Annotated in this window: 14 protein-coding genes and 1 pseudogene; 2 read left to right on the top strand and 13 right to left on the bottom strand. The window is 44.1% G+C overall.

Annotation, left to right across the window (positions count from 1 at the left end):
• Positions 1-49 precede the first annotated feature (49 nt).
• The 6 genes and pseudogenes from IGK14_RS05240 to IGK14_RS05215 all read right to left on the bottom strand — a co-directional run bounded on the left by IGK14_RS05240 (position 50) and on the right by IGK14_RS05215 (position 6,059).
• Entirely contained in the window at positions 50-322 is a 273-nt protein-coding gene (locus IGK14_RS05240; protein ID WP_010747845.1) for a GNAT family N-acetyltransferase, read from the bottom strand.
• Positions 310-588: a (4Fe-4S)-binding protein gene (locus IGK14_RS05235; RefSeq protein WP_015509363.1), complete on the bottom strand. Its 279-nt coding sequence runs from the start codon at positions 586-588 to the stop codon at positions 310-312. The genes IGK14_RS05240 and IGK14_RS05235 overlap by 13 nt, the downstream gene beginning before the upstream one ends.
• Positions 589-781: 193 nt before the next feature.
• Entirely contained in the window at positions 782-2,974 is a 2,193-nt protein-coding gene (locus IGK14_RS05230; protein WP_438711759.1) for an alpha-galactosidase, read from the bottom strand.
• 40 nt (positions 2,975-3,014) lie between these two features.
• Positions 3,015-3,830: pseudogene (locus tag IGK14_RS05225) on the bottom strand (carbohydrate ABC transporter permease); the annotation flags it as partial.
• Between the two features lie 2 nt (positions 3,831-3,832).
• Positions 3,833-4,708 (bottom strand): carbohydrate ABC transporter permease, encoded by an 876-nt coding sequence (locus tag IGK14_RS05220; protein ID WP_010747841.1) that lies wholly within the window; start codon positions 4,706-4,708, stop codon positions 3,833-3,835.
• A gap of 61 nt (positions 4,709-4,769) precedes the next feature.
• Positions 4,770-6,059 carry an ABC transporter substrate-binding protein gene (locus IGK14_RS05215; RefSeq protein ID WP_438711757.1) on the bottom strand — a complete coding sequence of 430 codons (1,290 nt, stop codon included), beginning with the start codon at positions 6,057-6,059 and terminating at the stop codon, positions 4,770-4,772.
• Positions 6,060-6,227: 168 nt separating this feature from the next.
• Here IGK14_RS05215 and IGK14_RS05210 point away from each other — a divergent pair, with 168 nt between their 5' ends.
• A complete protein-coding gene (locus IGK14_RS05210; protein ID WP_438711755.1) occupies positions 6,228-7,751 on the top strand; it encodes a response regulator transcription factor in 1,524 nt (507 codons plus the stop codon).
• On the top strand, positions 7,748-9,451 hold the full coding sequence (locus IGK14_RS05205) for a sensor histidine kinase (RefSeq protein WP_438711753.1): 1,704 nt from the start codon (positions 7,748-7,750) through the stop codon (positions 9,449-9,451). The genes IGK14_RS05210 and IGK14_RS05205 overlap by 4 nt, the downstream gene beginning before the upstream one ends.
• 106 nt (positions 9,452-9,557) lie before the next feature.
• On the opposite strand, the gene IGK14_RS05200 is transcribed toward IGK14_RS05205, so the two are convergent.
• From IGK14_RS05200 to IGK14_RS05170, 7 genes are all read right to left on the bottom strand, one after another.
• Positions 9,558-10,985, bottom strand: coding sequence for a 6-phospho-beta-glucosidase (locus IGK14_RS05200; protein ID WP_311949818.1), 1,428 nt, complete (start codon positions 10,983-10,985; stop codon positions 9,558-9,560).
• 16 nt (positions 10,986-11,001) lie between these two features.
• Positions 11,002-12,873, bottom strand: coding sequence for a beta-glucoside-specific PTS transporter subunit IIABC (locus tag IGK14_RS05195; protein ID WP_438711751.1), 1,872 nt, complete (start codon positions 12,871-12,873; stop codon positions 11,002-11,004).
• Between the two features lie 116 nt (positions 12,874-12,989).
• Positions 12,990-13,826 (bottom strand): BglG family transcription antiterminator LicT, encoded by an 837-nt coding sequence (gene licT, locus IGK14_RS05190; protein WP_010747835.1) that lies wholly within the window; start codon positions 13,824-13,826, stop codon positions 12,990-12,992.
• 227 nt (positions 13,827-14,053) lie between these two features.
• Positions 14,054-15,100: a hypothetical protein gene (locus IGK14_RS05185; RefSeq protein WP_438711749.1), complete on the bottom strand. Its 1,047-nt coding sequence runs from the start codon at positions 15,098-15,100 to the stop codon at positions 14,054-14,056.
• A gap of 241 nt (positions 15,101-15,341) precedes the next feature.
• On the bottom strand, positions 15,342-16,157 hold the full coding sequence (locus tag IGK14_RS05180) for a carbohydrate ABC transporter permease (RefSeq protein ID WP_015509354.1): 816 nt from the start codon (positions 16,155-16,157) through the stop codon (positions 15,342-15,344).
• A 21-nt stretch (positions 16,158-16,178) separates the two neighbouring features.
• Positions 16,179-17,063 carry a carbohydrate ABC transporter permease gene (locus tag IGK14_RS05175; RefSeq protein ID WP_438711748.1) on the bottom strand — a complete coding sequence of 295 codons (885 nt, stop codon included), beginning with the start codon at positions 17,061-17,063 and terminating at the stop codon, positions 16,179-16,181.
• 30 nt (positions 17,064-17,093) lie between these two features.
• On the bottom strand, positions 17,094-18,404 hold the full coding sequence (locus tag IGK14_RS05170) for an ABC transporter substrate-binding protein (protein ID WP_438711746.1): 1,311 nt from the start codon (positions 18,402-18,404) through the stop codon (positions 17,094-17,096).
• Between the last annotated feature and the right edge of the window lie 6 nt (positions 18,405-18,410).

The raw sequence follows: 18,410 nt of genomic DNA, 5'->3' as shown, positions 1-18,410 counted from the left end.
CCCATCAGCTCAAAGGTACCTGCTTGAGCTGATGGGGGTCTTTTTTTATTTATTGGTTCCAAACATCGGCATATTCTGGTTTGCGTTCAAATTCTTTTTTGGCAAAGGGACACAAAGGAATGATTTTCTTTTGTTCTTTGCGGGCTTTTTCCACCCCTTTTGCCACTAATTTTTCGGCCAGACCTTGGCCCCGATAAGCGGGATCGACAAAGGTATGGTCAATGATCAAGCGTGTTTCGCCCGCTTCCGACCACGTCATTTCACCGATTTCTTTGTCGCCGTCTTTTAACACAAATCGAGTGTTTTCTTCTAAGATTTCCATGGTTCTTCCTCCTTTAATATGTACTTTAATGCACCGCTGGGGCAAGTGTGGATCACTTGTGCCGCTTGCGCTGCTTCCCCGTTATCAGGAATCACCCATGGGCGCCGTCCAACTTCAAAAATAGCGGGATTGCCCCGCACACAATTGCCGCTGTGGGTGCAAATTTCTTTATTGTAATAAATATCGATCGCTTCGCCACGATACTTCCGATATCCTGCAGCGATCAACCCTGCTTCTGTTTCCTTGCCTAGTGGCTGTTCGTCCATGTTGAACACACCCTCCTCTTATTGATTGTCAGAAGCAAACTGCCTGCCTCCTCCTTCATCATACGACTTCTCGAGAAAAAAATAAATCATTTGTTCAAAAATAACCTCTCAGTTGCCGATCTTTAGCCAAAAGCTTGCGGCAGCACAATAAAGCATCCCGTCAAAACATGTTGCTTTGACGGGACGCTGATTTTCATTCGTGAGGCGCTTTTGCAACAAAATGAAACCGCTGCGTGGCGTAATCCCCTGCTAAATGAGGATCGATATATAACCCGAGCTGCATCAATTCATCGCCACCGAAGGTCTCTCCCCCACTTTGATAGGTAAGGTCAGGCTCTAAGCCAGCCAGTTTTAAAGTAACCAATGGTGCAGAGGCTTCGGCTAAGACTCGGAAGTAAAAGACGATCGCTTCTTTTTTATCTGGGGAAACATACAGCCAGGCGGTGTCATTGCCTTCATAAGGGCTGAGCAGTCGAACAAAGCGACCCAACTGCAGCAGGCGCCGATGTTTTTTATAAAAAGCGATTTGTTCTTTGATCTGCGCTTTTTCCTTTTGTGTCAGCTGTGTCAAGTCAAGCTCATAGCCCAGCAAGCCAGACATCGCAGCATTGCCGCGAATCGCTAGATCCGTTGCCCGTTGGGTCTGATGGTTCGGGATCGCTGAGACATGGGCACCCATGGTGGATGGCGGATAGACCAGACTGGTTCCGTATTGGATCTTCAGGCGGGCGATGGCATCGGTGTTGTCGCTGGTCCAAATCTGCGGCATATAATACAAGAAGCCAGCATCAAAGCGCCCACCGCCACCAGAACAACCTTCAAACAGGATCGTCGGATAGGCAGTGGTCAGTTTCTCTAGGAACTCATACAAGCCCAGCAGATAGCGGTGCGCGACCTCCCCTTGCTGGGCAGGATCGAGGAGCAAGGAATAGACATCCGACAGACTGCGGTTCATGTCCCATTTGATATAGTCGATGGCAACCGTATCAAACAGTTGGGTTAACTGGTGATAGAGATGGTCTCTGACATCTTGCCGAGAAAAGTCCAACACATACTGACTGCGGCTAAGCGCTGGCTTGCGATTGGGTACTTTTAACAGCCAATCAGGGTGCTGTCGGTTTAGTTCACTGTCACCAGAAATCATTTCTGGTTCCAGCCAAAGCCCGAATTGCAGCCCTTTGTCATGGACTTTTTGGGCAAATCCTGCCAAGCCAGAAGCCAGCTTGCCTTCGTTTTCAAACCAATCGCCTAATGAGGTTTGGTCATCTTCTCGCTGACCAAACCAGCCGTCATCCAAAACAAACAGTTCGATTCCCAGCTCCTTGGCTTCATCAACAAGGCCATCTAGCTTTTCTTCATTGAAATCAAAGTACGTTGCTTCCCAGTTATTGATCAGGATCGGCCGTTCTTGCTTTTTGTATTTACCCCGAATCAAATGCTCATCATAAAAATCATGATAGGTGGCTGACAGCTGATTCAAGCCCGCATCACTATAAGCAATCACGGCTTCTGGGGCTTGAAAGCTTTCAGTTGGCGGCAATTGCCAGGCAAATTGATGGCTGTTGATCCCCATGATCACACGAGTTTGTTGGTAAGGATCTTTTTCGATGATGGTTTCATGATTGCCGCTATATAGCAAGCTAAAACCAAAACACTCCCCAGCAAACTCCGTAGCATTAGGTTCCAGCAAGACGGCAAAGGGATTTTGCTGATGGCTGCTGGAACCCCGCTTGCTGTCTAAACGCTTGATGCCGCGATGGATGGGTTCTCGGGTCACTTGACGTTCCTTCGCCCACACCCCTGGCAAGTGGATCAAATCAAAGGGACGGTTAGGAAAATCCAGGGATTGACTCGCCAGCTGTTCGATGGTAACAGGCTGGTTTCCGTGGTTGATTATTTTACTTGAGCGGACGATCACTGCCGCCTCCTCAAAAATCGTGTAAAACAGCTGCAGTTCGAGTCCTACCACATCATCTTTTAAGGACAGAATCAGTGTTTCGATGCCGTCGTCGGCCCCATGGGTCTGAGGCAATCCTGCTAAGGCTGGTTTGCCTTGTTGAATCTGGTAATCACTAAAGACAAAATGGCTGACTCGGCTGCCGTCAGACTGGCGAATCGTATAGGCAGCTTCTCGAAAGTCCCCGAAGCCATTACCAGGAAACTCCAGCATCAAGGTGTCTAATGAGAAAAGCCGATCGCTACTGTCTGGGGGATTAGGTGAAAAGGACCGATCAAGGCGTGGGTAGCGATAGCCACCAGAATAATGGGCGATTTTCTTCCCAAAATAAAGGTGCGCCACATTGCCCCCTTCCTCTATCTGTAAGAGATAGCTGATTTGATCGTTGCTTAAATGAAAGACGTTTAATTGTTTGTCAAAAAGAATCATATCGTACCCTCTACTTTGTATTTGTTTGCTGATGTCCCGCTTATTTCACGGATCCCAGCATCCCTTGGACAAATTGTTTTTGTAAAACGAAGAAAATGATGGCCGTCGGCAGTGTGGCGATCACGATGCCGCACATCATCATGCCATAGTCAGGTGTATAAGAAGCACCCATTGCTGAAAGAACCAGTGGAACGGTCCGTTTGTCTGGTGATTGCAGGGCAACTAATGGCCATAAATAATTGTTCCAGCTGCCCATAAACGTAATGATCGCGGCAGCTGCGTAGGTATTTTTAGCCGTAGGCATGTAGACTCTAAAGAAAATACTCAGTTCATTCAAGCCATCGATCCGAGCAGCTTCGACTAATTCTCTAGGGAATGCCTTGATGTTTTGGCGGAAAAAGAAAATCAAAAAGGCGGTACAGACTGAGGGCAAAATCACGACAGCGAAGGTATTGATCCCGATCGGTGTGCCGCTAAGTTTGCTGAACATCCGATAGAGCGGGATCATTAGCGCGGCAAAAGGCACCATCATCGACAGCAGGAGAATATTAAAGATGCGGTCTTTGGTTTTCGTCCGATAGATCTCAAAGCCATACCCTGCCATGGAGGAGAACAACAGCGCAAAGACGGTCGTAATCACGGCAATCACTGCGGAATTGCCTAATGCCCGAGTAAAATTCAAATCAGAAGAAAAGAGATTTTGGAAGTTGATCACCAATTGATCGCCAATCATGATTTTTCCAGCAACGATATCAAAGGTTTGATTGGTCATCCCTAGAATCATCCAAACAAATGGAAAAATAGAGATGAAAGCCAAAATCGCCAGAAAGACGTATTTTAAAGTGAGTGAGATTGTTTTCAATTTTCTTTTCCTCCTATTTTCGTTTGGATGATCGATAAGATCACGATCGCAATCACGATAACAAAGGAGACCGCAGCGGCGTACCCAAAGTTTGGCGTGAATTTGTAACTCAAATTGTAGATATATTGCGACAAGGTCGTCGTGGCATTGGCTGGTCCACCGCCAGTGATATTTTGAACTTCATCGAATAATTGCAGCGTACCGATCGTTGAGGTGATCGTGGTAAATAAGATGATTGGACGCAAGTTGGGAATCGTGATTTTGAAGAATTGATCCCATTTCGTGGCACCATCGATCTCTGCCGCTTCGTAAATACTTGGATCGATATTTTGCATGCCTGAGATGAAAAAGATCATATTGTAGCCAGTCCAACGCCACGTGATGGCAAAAATGATCAGTACTTTTGCCCAGAAGGGATCCGTCAACCATTGGATCGGTGCATCAATCAGGTGTAGTTGCGTCAAAAAGTTATTGACTAACCCATTTGCCGAAAAGAGACTTTTCATGATCAAGGAATAAGAAACCAAGGATGTGATACAGGGTAAAAATAAGGCGGTGCGGAACAGCCCTTTAAATTTCAATTTTTTGTCATTCAATATGTTCGATACGATCAGCGCCAAAAAGAGCATGATCGGAACTTGGACTAATAAGTATAAAAACGTATTGCCAAAGGCTTTTTTAAAGGTTGAGTCGCTCAACATCCGCTGATAGTTGCCAAGACCGTTAAAGGTCATCGCTGTCGGTGGTCCTGATTGGAATGACGTGAACAATGCCGAGACCATCGGAATAAAGACCAGCATCGTGATCAAAATGACGGGTAAGGTAATAAAGGCATTGCCGTTTGCAAACCAATTTTTTGTTTTGTTTTTCATTGTAATTCCCCCTTAACACAGAAACTCGCGATCGCTCACGAGTTTCTGCAAAGTTGTTCGATTAGTTTGCAATTTGTGCTTCCACTTGTGATTGTGCTTCTTCTAATACTTTATCGATGTCTTCGCCGTTGATCACTCGTTGCAAGCTTTCAGTCAAGACAGATTCAATGGCATAGGTGTGATTGCCGTAGTTCACGGCTGGAATTTCTTGTGACCATTGAGAGAAATCTTGGAAGACTTTTTGACCGCCATAGAAATCAAGACCCGACGTATACTCTTCCGTTTCTTCTGCAGCATTCATGGTTGAAACCAAACCGATCTCGGTAGCTAATGTACCCATCAATTCTTTGTTTGAAGCAAAAGTATTGGCTAAAAAGTCTTTGGCATTTTCTTCGCCGTCAACCCCTTTGATCACGTACCAGCCTGCTCCGCCGATGCTGGAAGCATTGACTGAATTGCTGTTGCCAGCGATAGATGGGATTGGAGCGATCGCCCATTTGCCGCTTTGGTCTTCAGCGCCTTGAATCGTGCTGGAATACCACGCACCAGTTGGCGCAGAGGCGACATTGCCTGATTGAACGGCATTGACCCCGCCATCCCAATCAGAAACTTGTTCAACTAAGCCTTCATTCAACAATGTTGCTAAGACAGTTAGACCGGCTTTGAAGGATTCATTGTCTTTGATGGTCACAGTGGAGCCATCTTCACCGGTATACCATTCGCCTGCCGATTGCATAATGATTCGTGCCAAGCCAAGATCGCTTGGGTCTAACGACATCATAGCGTGACCCGTTTTTTCTTTGACATCTTTGGCAATACTGATAAAATCATCCCAAGTAATATCTTCGAGATCAGCTTGCTCATAGCCTGCATCGGTTAAATAGTCTGTGCGGTAAAATAGTCCTGCGACGCCACTGTCAAATGGCACCCCATAAATGACATCGTCGACTTTATTGACCGCAAATTTATAGCTGGAGAAATCCTCCTCATTCACGATATCCGTTAGATCACTAAACGCATCTGGATAAGAAGAAAGGTATCCTTGGATGCGGTAGTCTTCGATCAAAACGATATTTGGTAGTCCGTCCGTATTTCCAGATGCCAGACTCGTATTTAATTTTTGGACGATATCATCTTGCGACATCGTCACGACTTCCACATCGACATCTTGATTTTCATATACTTTTTTGGCTTCATTGACTGCCTTGATGTTGAAGGTCTCATCCCATGCCCAGACCGTGACTTTGTTTGAGGACTCGCCAGAATCCCCAGAGCTTGTGTTGCTGTTTCCGCAAGCCGCCAAAGTCAGAACTGCAGCCGCCGTTACCATCGATGCAAGTAGTTTTTTCATTTTTATCCCTCTTTCCTTTTATTTACATGGCTAACTATACACTGATTTTGTAACCGTATTCAATGATTATGAAAGAGCTTACTAAATTTGTCCAAAAATAGAAAAAAGTTACAATACCTTTCTTTTTTGAAAGCGTTTATAATAAAGAAGAGATATAGGGGGGATACCATGACTATTTTACGCACGGTCTTAGTCGTTGATGATGAGGCAACGATCCGAGATGGATTGAAACATATGATACGTTGGGAGCAAGAAGGGTTCCGTCTCTTAGGCGATGCAGCGAATGGGCAAGAAGCATTGGCGCTGATCCATGAACTGAATCCCGACATCGTGATCACGGATTTGAAAATGCCACAAATGGACGGTCTTCAACTCACAACGATCATTCAACAACAATATCCAGAAGTCCATTTTTTGGTCTTGAGCAGCTACGATGATTTCCAATACGTCAGTCAGTCTTTTAGAAATGGTGCCGTAGATTATCTTTTAAAACCGACACTGACACCGACACTCTTGTTGAAGACGCTGCACAACATCTCACAAAAGCTGTCACATACAAAAGGCTCCGTGACTGAGGAGACGCAGCTGCAAGAATCGTTGAATCGCTATTTAGCAGGGTATGAAGAACCGTTGACTCCTTTGGCGGACTACCTTGCATTAGATCAGTCGCAACAGCAAGCCCAAATTCTGACCACCAATTTTAGTGGCTTTCGTGCCAATGATCAGCTGCTGCACGCATTAACGGAATTTACTCAATCACAACCGCAGGTAAAGACGCTCTTTTTTCAAACCAGTAACAAAGATGCCGGCTTAGTGATCAGTTATCCAGAAGGAACGGATGTTTATTCCTCTTTGAAAGAAACGTTGGAACAATTGCGTTTTACCGAGCCAGACGCCTTCTTTACTCTCAGTGTGCCCTTTCAAAAGATTGAACAGTTGCGGGACCATTTTGTGACGCTTAAAGCCAAAAGCCAAGGACAATCGTTTTTTTATAAACGACAACGGTTGGTGCCAGAACAAGAACTCTTTTTGTACATCGAAAGTGATCGCTTTGATACGAAGAAGTTCTTGCGGGCTTTGTTAGACAACAACTTTTTGTTAGGAATCACCAGAATCGAGGAATATTTTAATGACATGATTTTATCCAATGTCGATCCGACATTCTTAAAACAACAGGCCAGCAGTATTTTTTACACGTTACTGTCCCGCTTGGAAGAAGAGTTTCCCACTGCTCCACGCTTTAGCCGCTTAAAAGCCGAATTTTTGCATGCCATCGGTCACGTGCAGTATTTGGAAGATTTTTCTGATTTGTTGTTGGCGACCATTGATGATATTCGTCAACAGCTGACGACCTTATCACCGCTGGATGAAGATGATCTACTCGTTGCCATTCAGCGCTTCATTCAAGACAACTACACTAAAAGTCTGTCTTTGTCTGAACTGGCTGAAACCTTTCATTTTAGTTACACCTATCTTTCGGCTTTTCTTTCTGCGAAACTGAAAATGAGTTTTTCAGAGTACGTAAAGAAAACACGCTTGGATAAAGCCAAAGAACTACTGACACAATCTGATCTGAATCTATCTGAAATCAGTGAAGCGGTCGGGTATTCGGATATCAGCTATTTTTCTCGCATCTTTAAGAAAGAATGCCAAGTCACCCCATCGAAGTATCGGCGGTTGAATCAATTATGAAAATCAACCAATGGATTCAGAAAAATGAATTATTCAGTCGGATCTTCCTCTTTGTTGTCGTCGGGGTCATTAGTGTTTGTCTGCTAACCGTCGTCGTGATCTATGGTCGCTCGAAAGATGCCTATGTTGCTTCGTACCAGAGTTCCAATCAGCTGCTACTGGAAAAAATCCAAGAAGATTATGAGCGTCTGAACGAGAATATCCATCGGATTTTTGACATCGTCGATGAAAGCAAAGCCGTTGAAACATACTTAGAAGGCGACATGAATCAAGGCCGTACGATTTTAGAATTAAACGAGCAATTAAAAGACACCCGCTCTTTGTTTCAAGACATCCCCTCGAATTTAGTGTTGATTGGGGTCAACGGGGGCACTTTCTTTCAAAACGATGCGGTTCGCAATCAATCAGTAGATGATTTTCTCGCCAGTGCCTTTATCCAGCAGATCAATGACAATGACGCCATCAGTCAATATTATTTCTTGGACCAAGGCTTAAGTACCTCCACCAGCGACTCCCCTGGCTTGATGTACGTGCGCAAATTAATGAAAGAAGAAACGATTTTCGGCTATGCCCTGATTTTCTTAAAAGAATCCGATTTTTCTTCGATCTATCGTCAACTCTTAGATACCAGTCTCCACTCGATCTATATCGTCAATGAACAAAATCAAATTCTTTCTACTTCTGATCCGAGCCTTTTAGGCAAGCCGTTTGAAGATCGTCTCGTCACGGTCAAAAGAGATACTAGCATCAATCAGCTGCCCCTTTATTCGTATCATTTTACTTTTTACGATGTTTTGGATGAATCGCATCTAGTACGCAATATGAATCTGATCAAGCCAGCTCTTTTGATTTCTGTCGTCAGTATTTTACTCTTTAGTCTGCTGGCATTTTGGATCATCCGCAATATCACCCAACCGATTTATCAGCTGATTGCCAAGCTGCCGGCGGTCACACAAGGCGATTTCAGCGACAAGGTCACCATCAACGGGACGTACGAAACGCGAGAATTGGGGCGTGCGTATAACTTGATGCTAGAGGACTTAGAATCTTATGTCGATCATTTAATGGTTACAGAAGCCGAAAAACGCAAGTTCGAGATCCGCTCGTTGCAAATGCAGATCCAACCGCATTTTGTCTACAACACATTGACTGCCATTAAGTTTTTGATCTGGCAAAACGAACAAGAAGCCGCAACCCAAGCGATTGAAAGCTTTGTCCAATTGTTGCGGCACACCTTTAACCGCAAAGAGATCGTCCCCTTAAAAGATGAGCTAGCGATCGTGGAAGAATACCTCGTGTTAATGAACGTACGTTACGGCAATCGCATCCAATCGACGATTTTTTCAGAAGATGGCTGTGAAGATATTCTCGTACCGAAAATGATTTTGCAACCGATTATCGAAAATGCCTACCTGCATGCCTTTCCCGAAGAGGATTCAGGATTGATCCAGATTTTTTCTCGCGTCAGTAAGGAAGGCCTGAAAATTGAGATCATCGATACGGGCATCGGGTTCAATGAAGAGCACCCAACCAGCACCGCCAACCACTTTGAACACTATTCGGGTATTGGTTTAGACAATATTGATCAGCGTATCAAGCTGCTCTATGGGGAAAAATACGGATTGACTGTAGAATCACGCCTCAACGAAGGAACCACCGTTCGCTTGCTGCTGCCGATCCAGCGGGAGGAATCAGAGTAATTTCTTTCATTAAATAAGAAAAGCGCCAACAGAACCAGACAGCTTCCAAGAGCAGTTCTGTTCCGTTGGCGTTTCTTTCCTTAAAAATAATCGTTGGTTAACTGGCTTAAGCCAAATCTTCTCCATTTGAGGCAATCACTTTTTTGTACCAATAAAAAGATTGCTTCTTGCTGCGGGCTAATGTGCCATTGCCTTCATTGTCGCGATCGACATAGATATAGCCATAGCGTTTCTTCATTTCTCCGGTTCCTGCTGAAACCAAATCGATACAGCCCCATGAAGTATACCCCAGCAGTTCCACACCGTCTTTATCAATGGCTTCTTTCATCGCTGCAATATGCGCACGTAGATAGTCGATGCGATACACATCATTGATTTTTCCATCTTCGTTTGGTGTATCCACCGCTCCTAGACCGTTTTCGACGATGAAAAGTGGTTTTTGGTAACGATCATAAAGATCATTCATCGTGATCCGCAAACCAAGCGGATCAATCTGCCAGCCCCATTCCGACGCTTCTAAATACGGATTTTTAATGGTCGGGAACAAGTTGCCTTCCGTTTTTTCAACACCGGAATCTTCTGAAGCAGCGACCCGAGAGGCATAGTAAGAAAAGGAAATAAAATCGACGGTATGGGCTTTTAATAAAGCCGTATCTTCGGCGGTTCGTTCCAAAGTGATTCCTTTTTCCGCTAGCATCTTCAAACCATAATTTGGATATTCTCCTCGCGATTGCACATCGATAAAGAAATAATTGCCGCGATCGCTTTTTTTGCTTTCCCAGACATCTTTCGGATTGCAGCTGTAAGGATAATAACTAGCCGCTGCCAGCATACAGCCTACTTTGTTTTCTGGATCGATCTCGTGGGCGATTTTTGTTGCCAACGCACTAGCGACTAACTCATGATGAGCAGCTTGGTATTTGATTTGTTCTTCATTTTCGCCCTCAGCAAAGGTCAGCCCTGCACCGAGAAACGGGGCATGCAAGATCATATTGATTTCATTAAAGGTCAGCCAGTACTTCACCAATCCTTTGTATCGAGTGAAGATCGCTCGACAAAGGTTTTCATAAAAGGTGATCATCTTACGGTTGCGCCAACCGCCATATTCTTTGATCAAATGGATCGGACAGTCAAAATGCGTGATCGTCACCAAAGGTTCGATTTGGTATTTACGGCACTCCAAAAACAGTTCTTCATAAAAGCGCAAGCCTTCTTCATTAGGGGTTTCTTCGTCGCCCTTCGGAAAAATTCTTGACCAAGCAATCGATAATCGATAGGTTTTAAAGCCCATCTCCGCAAACAGTGCAATATCTTCTTTGAAATGATGATACATATCGATCGCTTCTTTGGCTGGATAGAAATACCCTTCTTCAAAGGCAAGCATCTCACGCTTGCCGGTAATAACTGCTCGGCGGTCCTTGCCAGTCGGAATCACATCGACATTGGCAAGCCCACGCCCGCCTTGATCAAACCCGCCTTCACATTGATTGGCGGCTGTTGCACCGCCCCATAAAAAGTTTTCTGGAAATCCCATGTCTTATTCTCCTTTTTTAGCCGATCACTTTGATGATTTGATCGCCAAATGTGATCGGACCACTGTTAGCCGTCAAAATGTCGCCCACTTCTGCACTGTTGGTGATAACGATCGGCGTGATCACTGGATAGCCTTTTTCTTTGATAAATTCAATATCAAACGTAATCAATGGATCTCCGACTGTCACTTTTTGCCCTTTTTCTACTTGATAGGCATAGCCTTCGCCATTCAATTGCACTGTATCGATCCCGACATGAATCAACAGCTCAATGCCTTCCTCACTGGTCAAGCCAATGGCATGCTTGGAATCAAAGACTGCTGTGATAGTCCCGTTGACTGGTGCTAGCACTTCTCCAACGGTTGGCTCGATCGCTACCCCTTGTCCAAGAATTTCTTCTGAAAACATGCCGTCATTGACTGCTTGCAAGCTTTTTAGTTCCCCTTTTAAAGGTGCTTTGATCTCCGCACCGCTGATTTGATGGGTTGGTTCTTGTTCTTTGTCAGCTGGTGTTGCTTCAGGTGCTTCTTCTGTGACAGGGTCTTTGTATAAGAATAATGTCGCAATAAATGTGACCACGATACTGATTGCCGCACCGATACAGGCATTGGTCAAATGACGTAAGGTGTCATCGCCGATATAGCTTGGCAAAGTCAATAGGCCTGGTGAGCCGCCTGAGAAATTACGGACACGCATGATTCCCATGAACAGACCCCCAAATCCGCCACCGATCATTGCTGCATACAAAGGTGTTTTAAACCGTAAGTTGACCCCATACAACGCTGGTTCAGTGATGCCGAATAGACCTGTCAGACCTGCAGAAAATGCCAATTGTTTGATCGTTGAATCTTTTGATTTGAAACCAACGCCGATTGCTGCAGCCCCTTGACTGACGTTTGAAGCCAGCATGCCAGGATAGATCACTGTATCATAACCTGTGGTCATTCGGTTGTTGATACCGATAGGAACCAATCCATAGTGGGTACCCGTTGCCACTAACAATGGGGTGAAGGCACCAATCAATAACGGAACGATCCATGGGCTGACCGTTTCTAAGGCTTGGATCCCTGCGGAAATCGCTTCACTGATCATATAGCCTAGAGGACCTAAAGCAACTAAGGCTACCGTCCCTACGACGAAGATCGTCAGCAACGGTTTGCTAAAGAATTTGATTGCTTTTGGTGAGACCTTATCAGCAATCGGTTCAACGTAAGACATGAACCAGACACTTAAGATGATGGGGATCACCGATGATGAATAGGTCACTGGTGAAATCGGCAAACCGAACAAATGGATGCCGCCACCTGACTCATTGGCTGCTGTCACCATACCGATGAAGTTGGGATGCAGTAAAATTCCACCCACCATCATCGCCAGATACATGTTGGCTTTGAACTTTTGCGCAGAAGAAGCAGCCAGTAGAATCGGTAAGAAGTAGAACGCAGCATCTGCCATAAAGTTTAGGATTTGGTAACTTTGACTTTCTGCCGTCAAGACATTGAAGACCACCAGCAACGAAAGGACCGCTTTTAACATCCCAGCTGCCGTGATGGCTGGCAAGATCGGGGTGAAGATCCCAGTGATCGTATCGATAATTTTCGCTACACGTCCCCGATCGTCTTCTTCTGTTTCTTGATCACTAGTCAAATTGGTTTGGGCAGTGATTTCGTTGTAGACATTGCCAACATCACTGCCGATGATCACTTGGTACTGTCCGCCTTTGTTGACCACACCCATGATGCCTGGTGTATGTTTTAAGGTACTTTCTTGTGGTTTGCTGTCATCTTTCAAGTTGAAGCGCAAGCGGGTCGCACAATGGGTCAAGCTTTGGATATTTTCTTCCCCACCAACATTGGTGATGATCGTTTTTGCTAACTCTTTGTAATTCATGTCGTTCCTCCTATTTTGGTCCTTCGTTTGCTTTTCGTGTGTCAAAACATAAAAAAATACCTAAACGAACCCCTTGGGAGTTCATTTAGGTATAGCCTGCCAATCCAGTAACAATCCTAAGCACTTGTTATTCGTTTGATGTGTATAGTTAAATAGATCAATTCGTCTTCTTCTAACGGTCTACCGAATTCTTTGTTGATGTAGTCGCTGATTTTCAGCGCACACGCATATTCCTTCATATAGCGGTCTTTCAACATAAAAATAAAACTGCCGGTTCCTGCATCATCGAGCTTTGTTCCGCTGAATAAGCGCTGGACAAAAAATTTCAAATGGGTCACAAAGCGTTCGTAGTTCAATGAATACTCATCAAGCTCCATTGAAAAATGATATTTAACGATGTTTAGGATATGCTGAATGATCTTCGCCATTTCCGATACTTGACTGACCTGCGCCATATCCAACTCCGCATTGACGATGTGTAGCGCAATGAAGCCGGCTTCATCTTCTGGCAGCTCGATCGCCAAGCGATTTTTGATGATCGATAACGCTTCTTTGCCAATAAGGTATTCATGGTTATAAAACCGCTTGATTTCCCATAGCAAGGCATTTTTGATTTCCATGCCGTTTTGATAACGCTCGATAGCATAATTGATATGATCGGTCAGTGTCAGAAATAATTTTTCGCTCAATTTTTTCCCAAGGGAAACTTTTGCAAAACTGATGATCTCATTCGCTGCTTGAATATGTTCGATAGGGATAGAAGAAAGTAATTGGGTTAGTTTTGTGACATTCCACTCTTGTGTACTGAGATAGACTTTTTCAATCTTGGTATCGTCGATCACATCGCCTGGCTTTTTCTTAAAGCCTAAGCCTTTGCCCATGACGACCAATTCTTGTTTTTCCTCATTCTCAGAAATCACAATGTTGTTATTGATCACTTTTGTTACGTTCATTTTAACGACCCTATTCTTCTTTAGATTTCTTCACACAAAAAAATAGGTATAGCCCGCCTAAAGCGGTAACAATCCTCAGAGCCAGTGTAGCATGAGAAAAATCACTCGTCAATGGGGATTTTTAACCGCTTGTTTAAAAGCAGAAAACAGCGCTGCTGCCATTTAAGTCTTTGGCAGAACGCTGTTCACTGGTTTATGGCTCACTAACTCTCTTTGTGAGAGCTGAATTAGATACGATTTTCGTGGTCAGCAGTTTTGACTAAGTTTGCTCCCACCATACCACCGATTGACGTAAGAACGAGTCCTAAGACCATTGCCACAAAGCCCCAAATGGACGCTTTGGCTGTTGCATCACTTGCTTCTTCAGCTTTTTGACGAGCGTCTTCCACTGCTTGGTCAATGTCTTGTTTGGCTTGTTCAAGGTTTTGTTGCGCATTTTCGATTTGTTTTTGCGCTTCATCAGAAGCATCTTGTAAGCCGTTCACGATATTGTTCGTTGCTTCTTCTGCTTCTTGTTGGCTTAGATCTGTGTTTTGAGCCACTGCATTTGAGATTGCTTCTTTATCGACTGAATCACCGATCGTTGTAGCACGATCTTGTAATTTGCTTGCTAAATCATCAATGATTTTATCAGCATCATTTGGATTGGTTGCAATGTCTTTGCCAGCATCTTTGATATCATTTGTCGCGTCAGACAATTGGTTTTGCAAGTAGTCTGGTTGCAATTCAGGAACATCGGTATCTTGTAAAACATCATTGACGTTCGCTTGTAATTCATCTGTATTGACGTCTTCCATGTTTCCTGTTATTTCATCGAAGGCTTTTGAAGCGACATCGCCAGCACCAGAGGCCACTGTTTCAACACCACTACCGACAGCAGAAGCAACGTTTCCTAAAAGTGACCCGACTACAGAAAAAGCACCGATCGTTAAGTAAGAAAGCATAACCATCATCACGATCATACTTGTTGCCCATGTTAAGAAACCATGAACCAATCCGACACGTCGAGCAGCAACACCAGAAACAAAACCAGCACCGAATATTGCCAAGACGAAGGTAATCACTGTCCAAATCAATAATCCTGTCCCAACACCATCTAATGGGTTATTAGAGGTTGGTTCCACCATACCAAAACCGATTGCTGAGCCAATCATTGACAGTGTCATGAACAATGCGATAAATGTTACGACCCCTGCAAAGATAGACCCCCAAGACAAATTATAGCCTGCCTCCCGCTCATCTGAACCTAAATAATTTCTAAATCCTCTTTTCATCATTACATCCCCTTTTTGTTTTTTTAACCTGAATTAAGTCTAACAATTGATTGTTTTTTTATCAATCAACTCGACTTGCGCTATCTTTTTGTAAGAAAAATGAATGAATCTGAATTGTTTGACTATTTATTAAAATAATGCCTCTCAAGGCAATTGTTTTTTATCTGAGGAAAGCTATTTCACCCCCTGCGTCAAGCCTTCCCCAACCTTATGGAAAAGTAGCCAAGCTGGTTATTGCTACTTATAGTTTCAAAGAACCGGTCATGCCTTTCACAAAGCCTTTTTGCATAAACAAAAACAATACCAACGTTGGGATCGTTGCAATCACGATCGCCAGCATTTGAACGCCATAATTTGGTACGTAACTGGCTGACGATAAATTGGAAATCAGCAATGTCATGGTTTGACGACTTTCCGTTTGCAAAAAGACCAGTGGTAGCAAATAGCTGTTCCATGCGTTCATAAAGGCATAGATGGCAGCGGCAGCATAGGTCGAGCGCATCATAGGGAAAACGATCCGGAAAAATATCGTGTACTCTGTTGCCCCCTCGATGCGACTCGCATCTAAAATACCGTCAGGAAAAGACTTGAAGTTCTGGCGAAAAAAGAAAATCAGAAACAGGTTATTGACCAATGGCAAAATGACCGCCACGTGCTGATTGACTAGCTGCATTCCTGCCATCATTTTAAACAACGGGATCACCAAAGTTGCCAGTGGCACCATCATACATAGCAGAAAAACCGCATAAATCCCTTCACTCGCCCGCGTTCGAAACTTCTCAAATCCAAAGGCAGCCAAAGAAGTGACCAGTAGACTGACAAGGACGGTGATCAATGAAATCTTGATGGAATTCCACATGATCAATGGGATGTCGTAATTGCTGAACAGCACCTGAAAATTGCTTGCTAGCTGATTCCCAAAAGTCAGCTTCCCTTCGGCAACTTGATTGGCGGTATTGGTAGAGCCCACCATCATCCAGTAAAACGGAAAAATCGAAAAAAACGAGACAATCAGTAAAAAACCATATTTTATGCATCCACTTAAAGTAACTTTCATAGCTGCTCCTTTCTATCGCTTTTATTGATTCGTTTTCGAGAGTTTCAACTGGATCACAGATAAAAGAGCGATGATGATCACTAAGACCCACGACAGCGTAGCCGAATACCCAAAATTTGACGTATAGACAAAGGAGTGATTATAGATCAGTTGGGCGACAGTCAACGTCTCATTGGATGGGCCACCACCTGTTAGATTCACCACTTCATCAAAGAGCTGGATCGTCCCAATGGTGGAGGTGATGGTTGTAAAAACGATCACCGGCTTCAGCTGCGGGATCACTACGAAAAAGAACTTTTGAAACCCATTCGCCCCATCGATCGCAGCAGCTTCTAAAGTGTCATCCGAGATATTTTGCAATCCTGCCAAATAAAAAATCATGTTATAGCCTGTCCAACGCCAGCACAGGGCAATAATAACGGTCAGTTTTGCTAAAAACGGATTATTTAGCCAATCTAGCGGTTGCGTGATCAAGCCAATGTTCAGCAGCCCTTGATTAACGATCCCGCCAATTTGAAACATCATTTTAAATAAAACTGCATAGGAAACCAGCGAGGTGACACAGGGTAGAAACAACGCCAATTTAAAGAAGGTGCGTCCTACAAGCTTCGGCGTGTTCAAAACAAACGCCAGCAGAAGACCCAATAACACCATGATTGGTACTTGAAAGATCAGAAAGATAAAATTATTGAGTAAAGCTTTTTGAAAAATCGTATCCTGCAGCATACGCAGGTAATTGCCGAAGCCGACAAAAACCGATTGCAGTCCCTGCATACGATGCAGGGAAAGGTATAAGGAATAGACGATGGGATACAGCAAAAAGACACTACTGAATACTAAAGAAAGGCCAATAAATCCCCAGACTTGTTGGTTTTTGGGGCGCTTTTTTCTGATCGTATTTTGCATATTCATCACTCCTTAAGCAACACAAGTCGGCTATTCGCCGACTTGCATCTTGTAGGTGTTTTCTGCTTCCGTCAACATATCATCTAAGGACATGGCACCATCAAAATAGCTTTGCATTCCCCCACGCAAGGCATCCACTGCCGCTTGGGTATTTACCCCGTAATCAACGGCGGGGATGTCCGCCATCCAACTGGAGAAATCTTTATAGATTGGGGCGTCATTAAAGAAAGGATCTTCATATTGATAAGCTTCTCCTTCTTGTGAGGGTAGGTAAGTCCCCACTGCCCCATTTTCTACTAAAATCTCTTGATAGAATTCATCATTCCCAGCAAATTCTTGTTTGAGAAAATCAATGGCCAACGCTTTATTTGGTGAGTCATTAAGCACCAACCAGCTAGAGCCACCCAAGTTCGAGTAAGGTGTCGCTCCAGACACTGTCTCTAATTGGGGAAGATTCGTATAGCCCCATTTTCCTTTTTGATCTTCTGCGGATCGGATCGTCGCTGAAAACCAGACGGCTGAATTGACTGCCGCCACTTCTCCACTCGTCACTGCACCGATCCCTTCTGGCGCAAAATAATCTACTGGTTTTGCCAACTCTTTTTCTTCGATCTTCTTCAGGATTGGCAGCATTTCACGAATAGCAGGATTGTCTTTCAAGAATATGTTTCCGTCTTCATCAAAATACCATAATCCGGCTGACTGCATTGCCATCTGGATATAATGAGTGCCGCGATTTGGAATAAACGCGACGAACCATTTCCCCGTTTTTTCTTTGACTGTCTCACCAATCTCCACAAATTTAGACCAGGTTAGATTGGTGAGTTCCCTTTCATCGATCCCCGCTTCACTTAAATACTCTTTGCGGTAGTAGAGTCCAGCAGAACCTGAATCAAAGGGAACCGCATAAACGCCTTCTTGATAGGTCGCATTCGTTACTTTGTAAGGAGCAAATTGGTCAAAGTCAATGTCTTCCGATAATTCTGCAAATTTTCCTTCGTAGTTTAGCAAATAGTTCTGCACATCATAGTCATCCATCAAAACGATGTCTGGCAAACCTTCGGAGACCCCTGAAGTAAAGGATGAAACCATTTTTTGCTTGGTATCCTCGTTGGACATCTCGACGACATTAAGGTCGATTGCATCATTGTCCGCATTGTAATATTCCCCGGCTTTTTCCATAATTGGAATATTAAAATTTGTGTCCCAAGCCCAAACAGTCAGCGTATTCTCATCTGTACTGGCAAAATCTTGTGAATCTGCTGTTTCTTGATTTCCTCCACAACCAGCAAACAACAACCCTGTGAAAAATACTAGCAAGAACAAGCCACTTTTTTTCATTTTTCT

The organism is Enterococcus sp. DIV0970a (assembly GCF_051711265.1).
GTDB classification, from domain to species: Bacteria; Bacillota; Bacilli; order Lactobacillales; family Enterococcaceae; genus Enterococcus_D; species Enterococcus_D casseliflavus.
This window is presented reverse-complemented; position numbering and strand designations above follow the sequence as displayed.

Coding starts and splice junctions, on each gene's coding strand:
- IGK14_RS05240 (WP_010747845.1), bottom strand. CDS start 322: ATGGAAATCTTAGAAGAAAACACTCGATTTGTGTTAAAAGACGGCGAC.
- IGK14_RS05235 (WP_015509363.1), bottom strand. CDS start 588: ATGGACGAACAGCCACTAGGCAAGGAAACAGAAGCAGGGTTGATCGCT.
- IGK14_RS05230 (WP_438711759.1), bottom strand. CDS start 2,974: ATGATTCTTTTTGACAAACAATTAAACGTCTTTCATTTAAGCAACGAT.
- IGK14_RS05220 (WP_010747841.1), bottom strand. CDS start 4,708: ATGAAAAACAAAACAAAAAATTGGTTTGCAAACGGCAATGCCTTTATT.
- IGK14_RS05215 (WP_438711757.1), bottom strand. CDS start 6,059: ATGAAAAAACTACTTGCATCGATGGTAACGGCGGCTGCAGTTCTGACT.
- IGK14_RS05210 (WP_438711755.1), top strand. CDS start 6,228: ATGACTATTTTACGCACGGTCTTAGTCGTTGATGATGAGGCAACGATC.
- IGK14_RS05205 (WP_438711753.1), top strand. CDS start 7,748: ATGAAAATCAACCAATGGATTCAGAAAAATGAATTATTCAGTCGGATC.
- IGK14_RS05200 (WP_311949818.1), bottom strand. CDS start 10,985: ATGGGATTTCCAGAAAACTTTTTATGGGGCGGTGCAACAGCCGCCAAT.
- IGK14_RS05195 (WP_438711751.1), bottom strand. CDS start 12,873: ATGAATTACAAAGAGTTAGCAAAAACGATCATCACCAATGTTGGTGGG.
- licT (WP_010747835.1), bottom strand. CDS start 13,826: ATGAACGTAACAAAAGTGATCAATAACAACATTGTGATTTCTGAGAAT.
- IGK14_RS05185 (WP_438711749.1), bottom strand. CDS start 15,100: ATGAAAAGAGGATTTAGAAATTATTTAGGTTCAGATGAGCGGGAGGCA.
- IGK14_RS05180 (WP_015509354.1), bottom strand. CDS start 16,157: ATGAAAGTTACTTTAAGTGGATGCATAAAATATGGTTTTTTACTGATT.
- IGK14_RS05175 (WP_438711748.1), bottom strand. CDS start 17,063: ATGCAAAATACGATCAGAAAAAAGCGCCCCAAAAACCAACAAGTCTGG.
- IGK14_RS05170 (WP_438711746.1), bottom strand. CDS start 18,404: ATGAAAAAAAGTGGCTTGTTCTTGCTAGTATTTTTCACAGGGTTGTTG.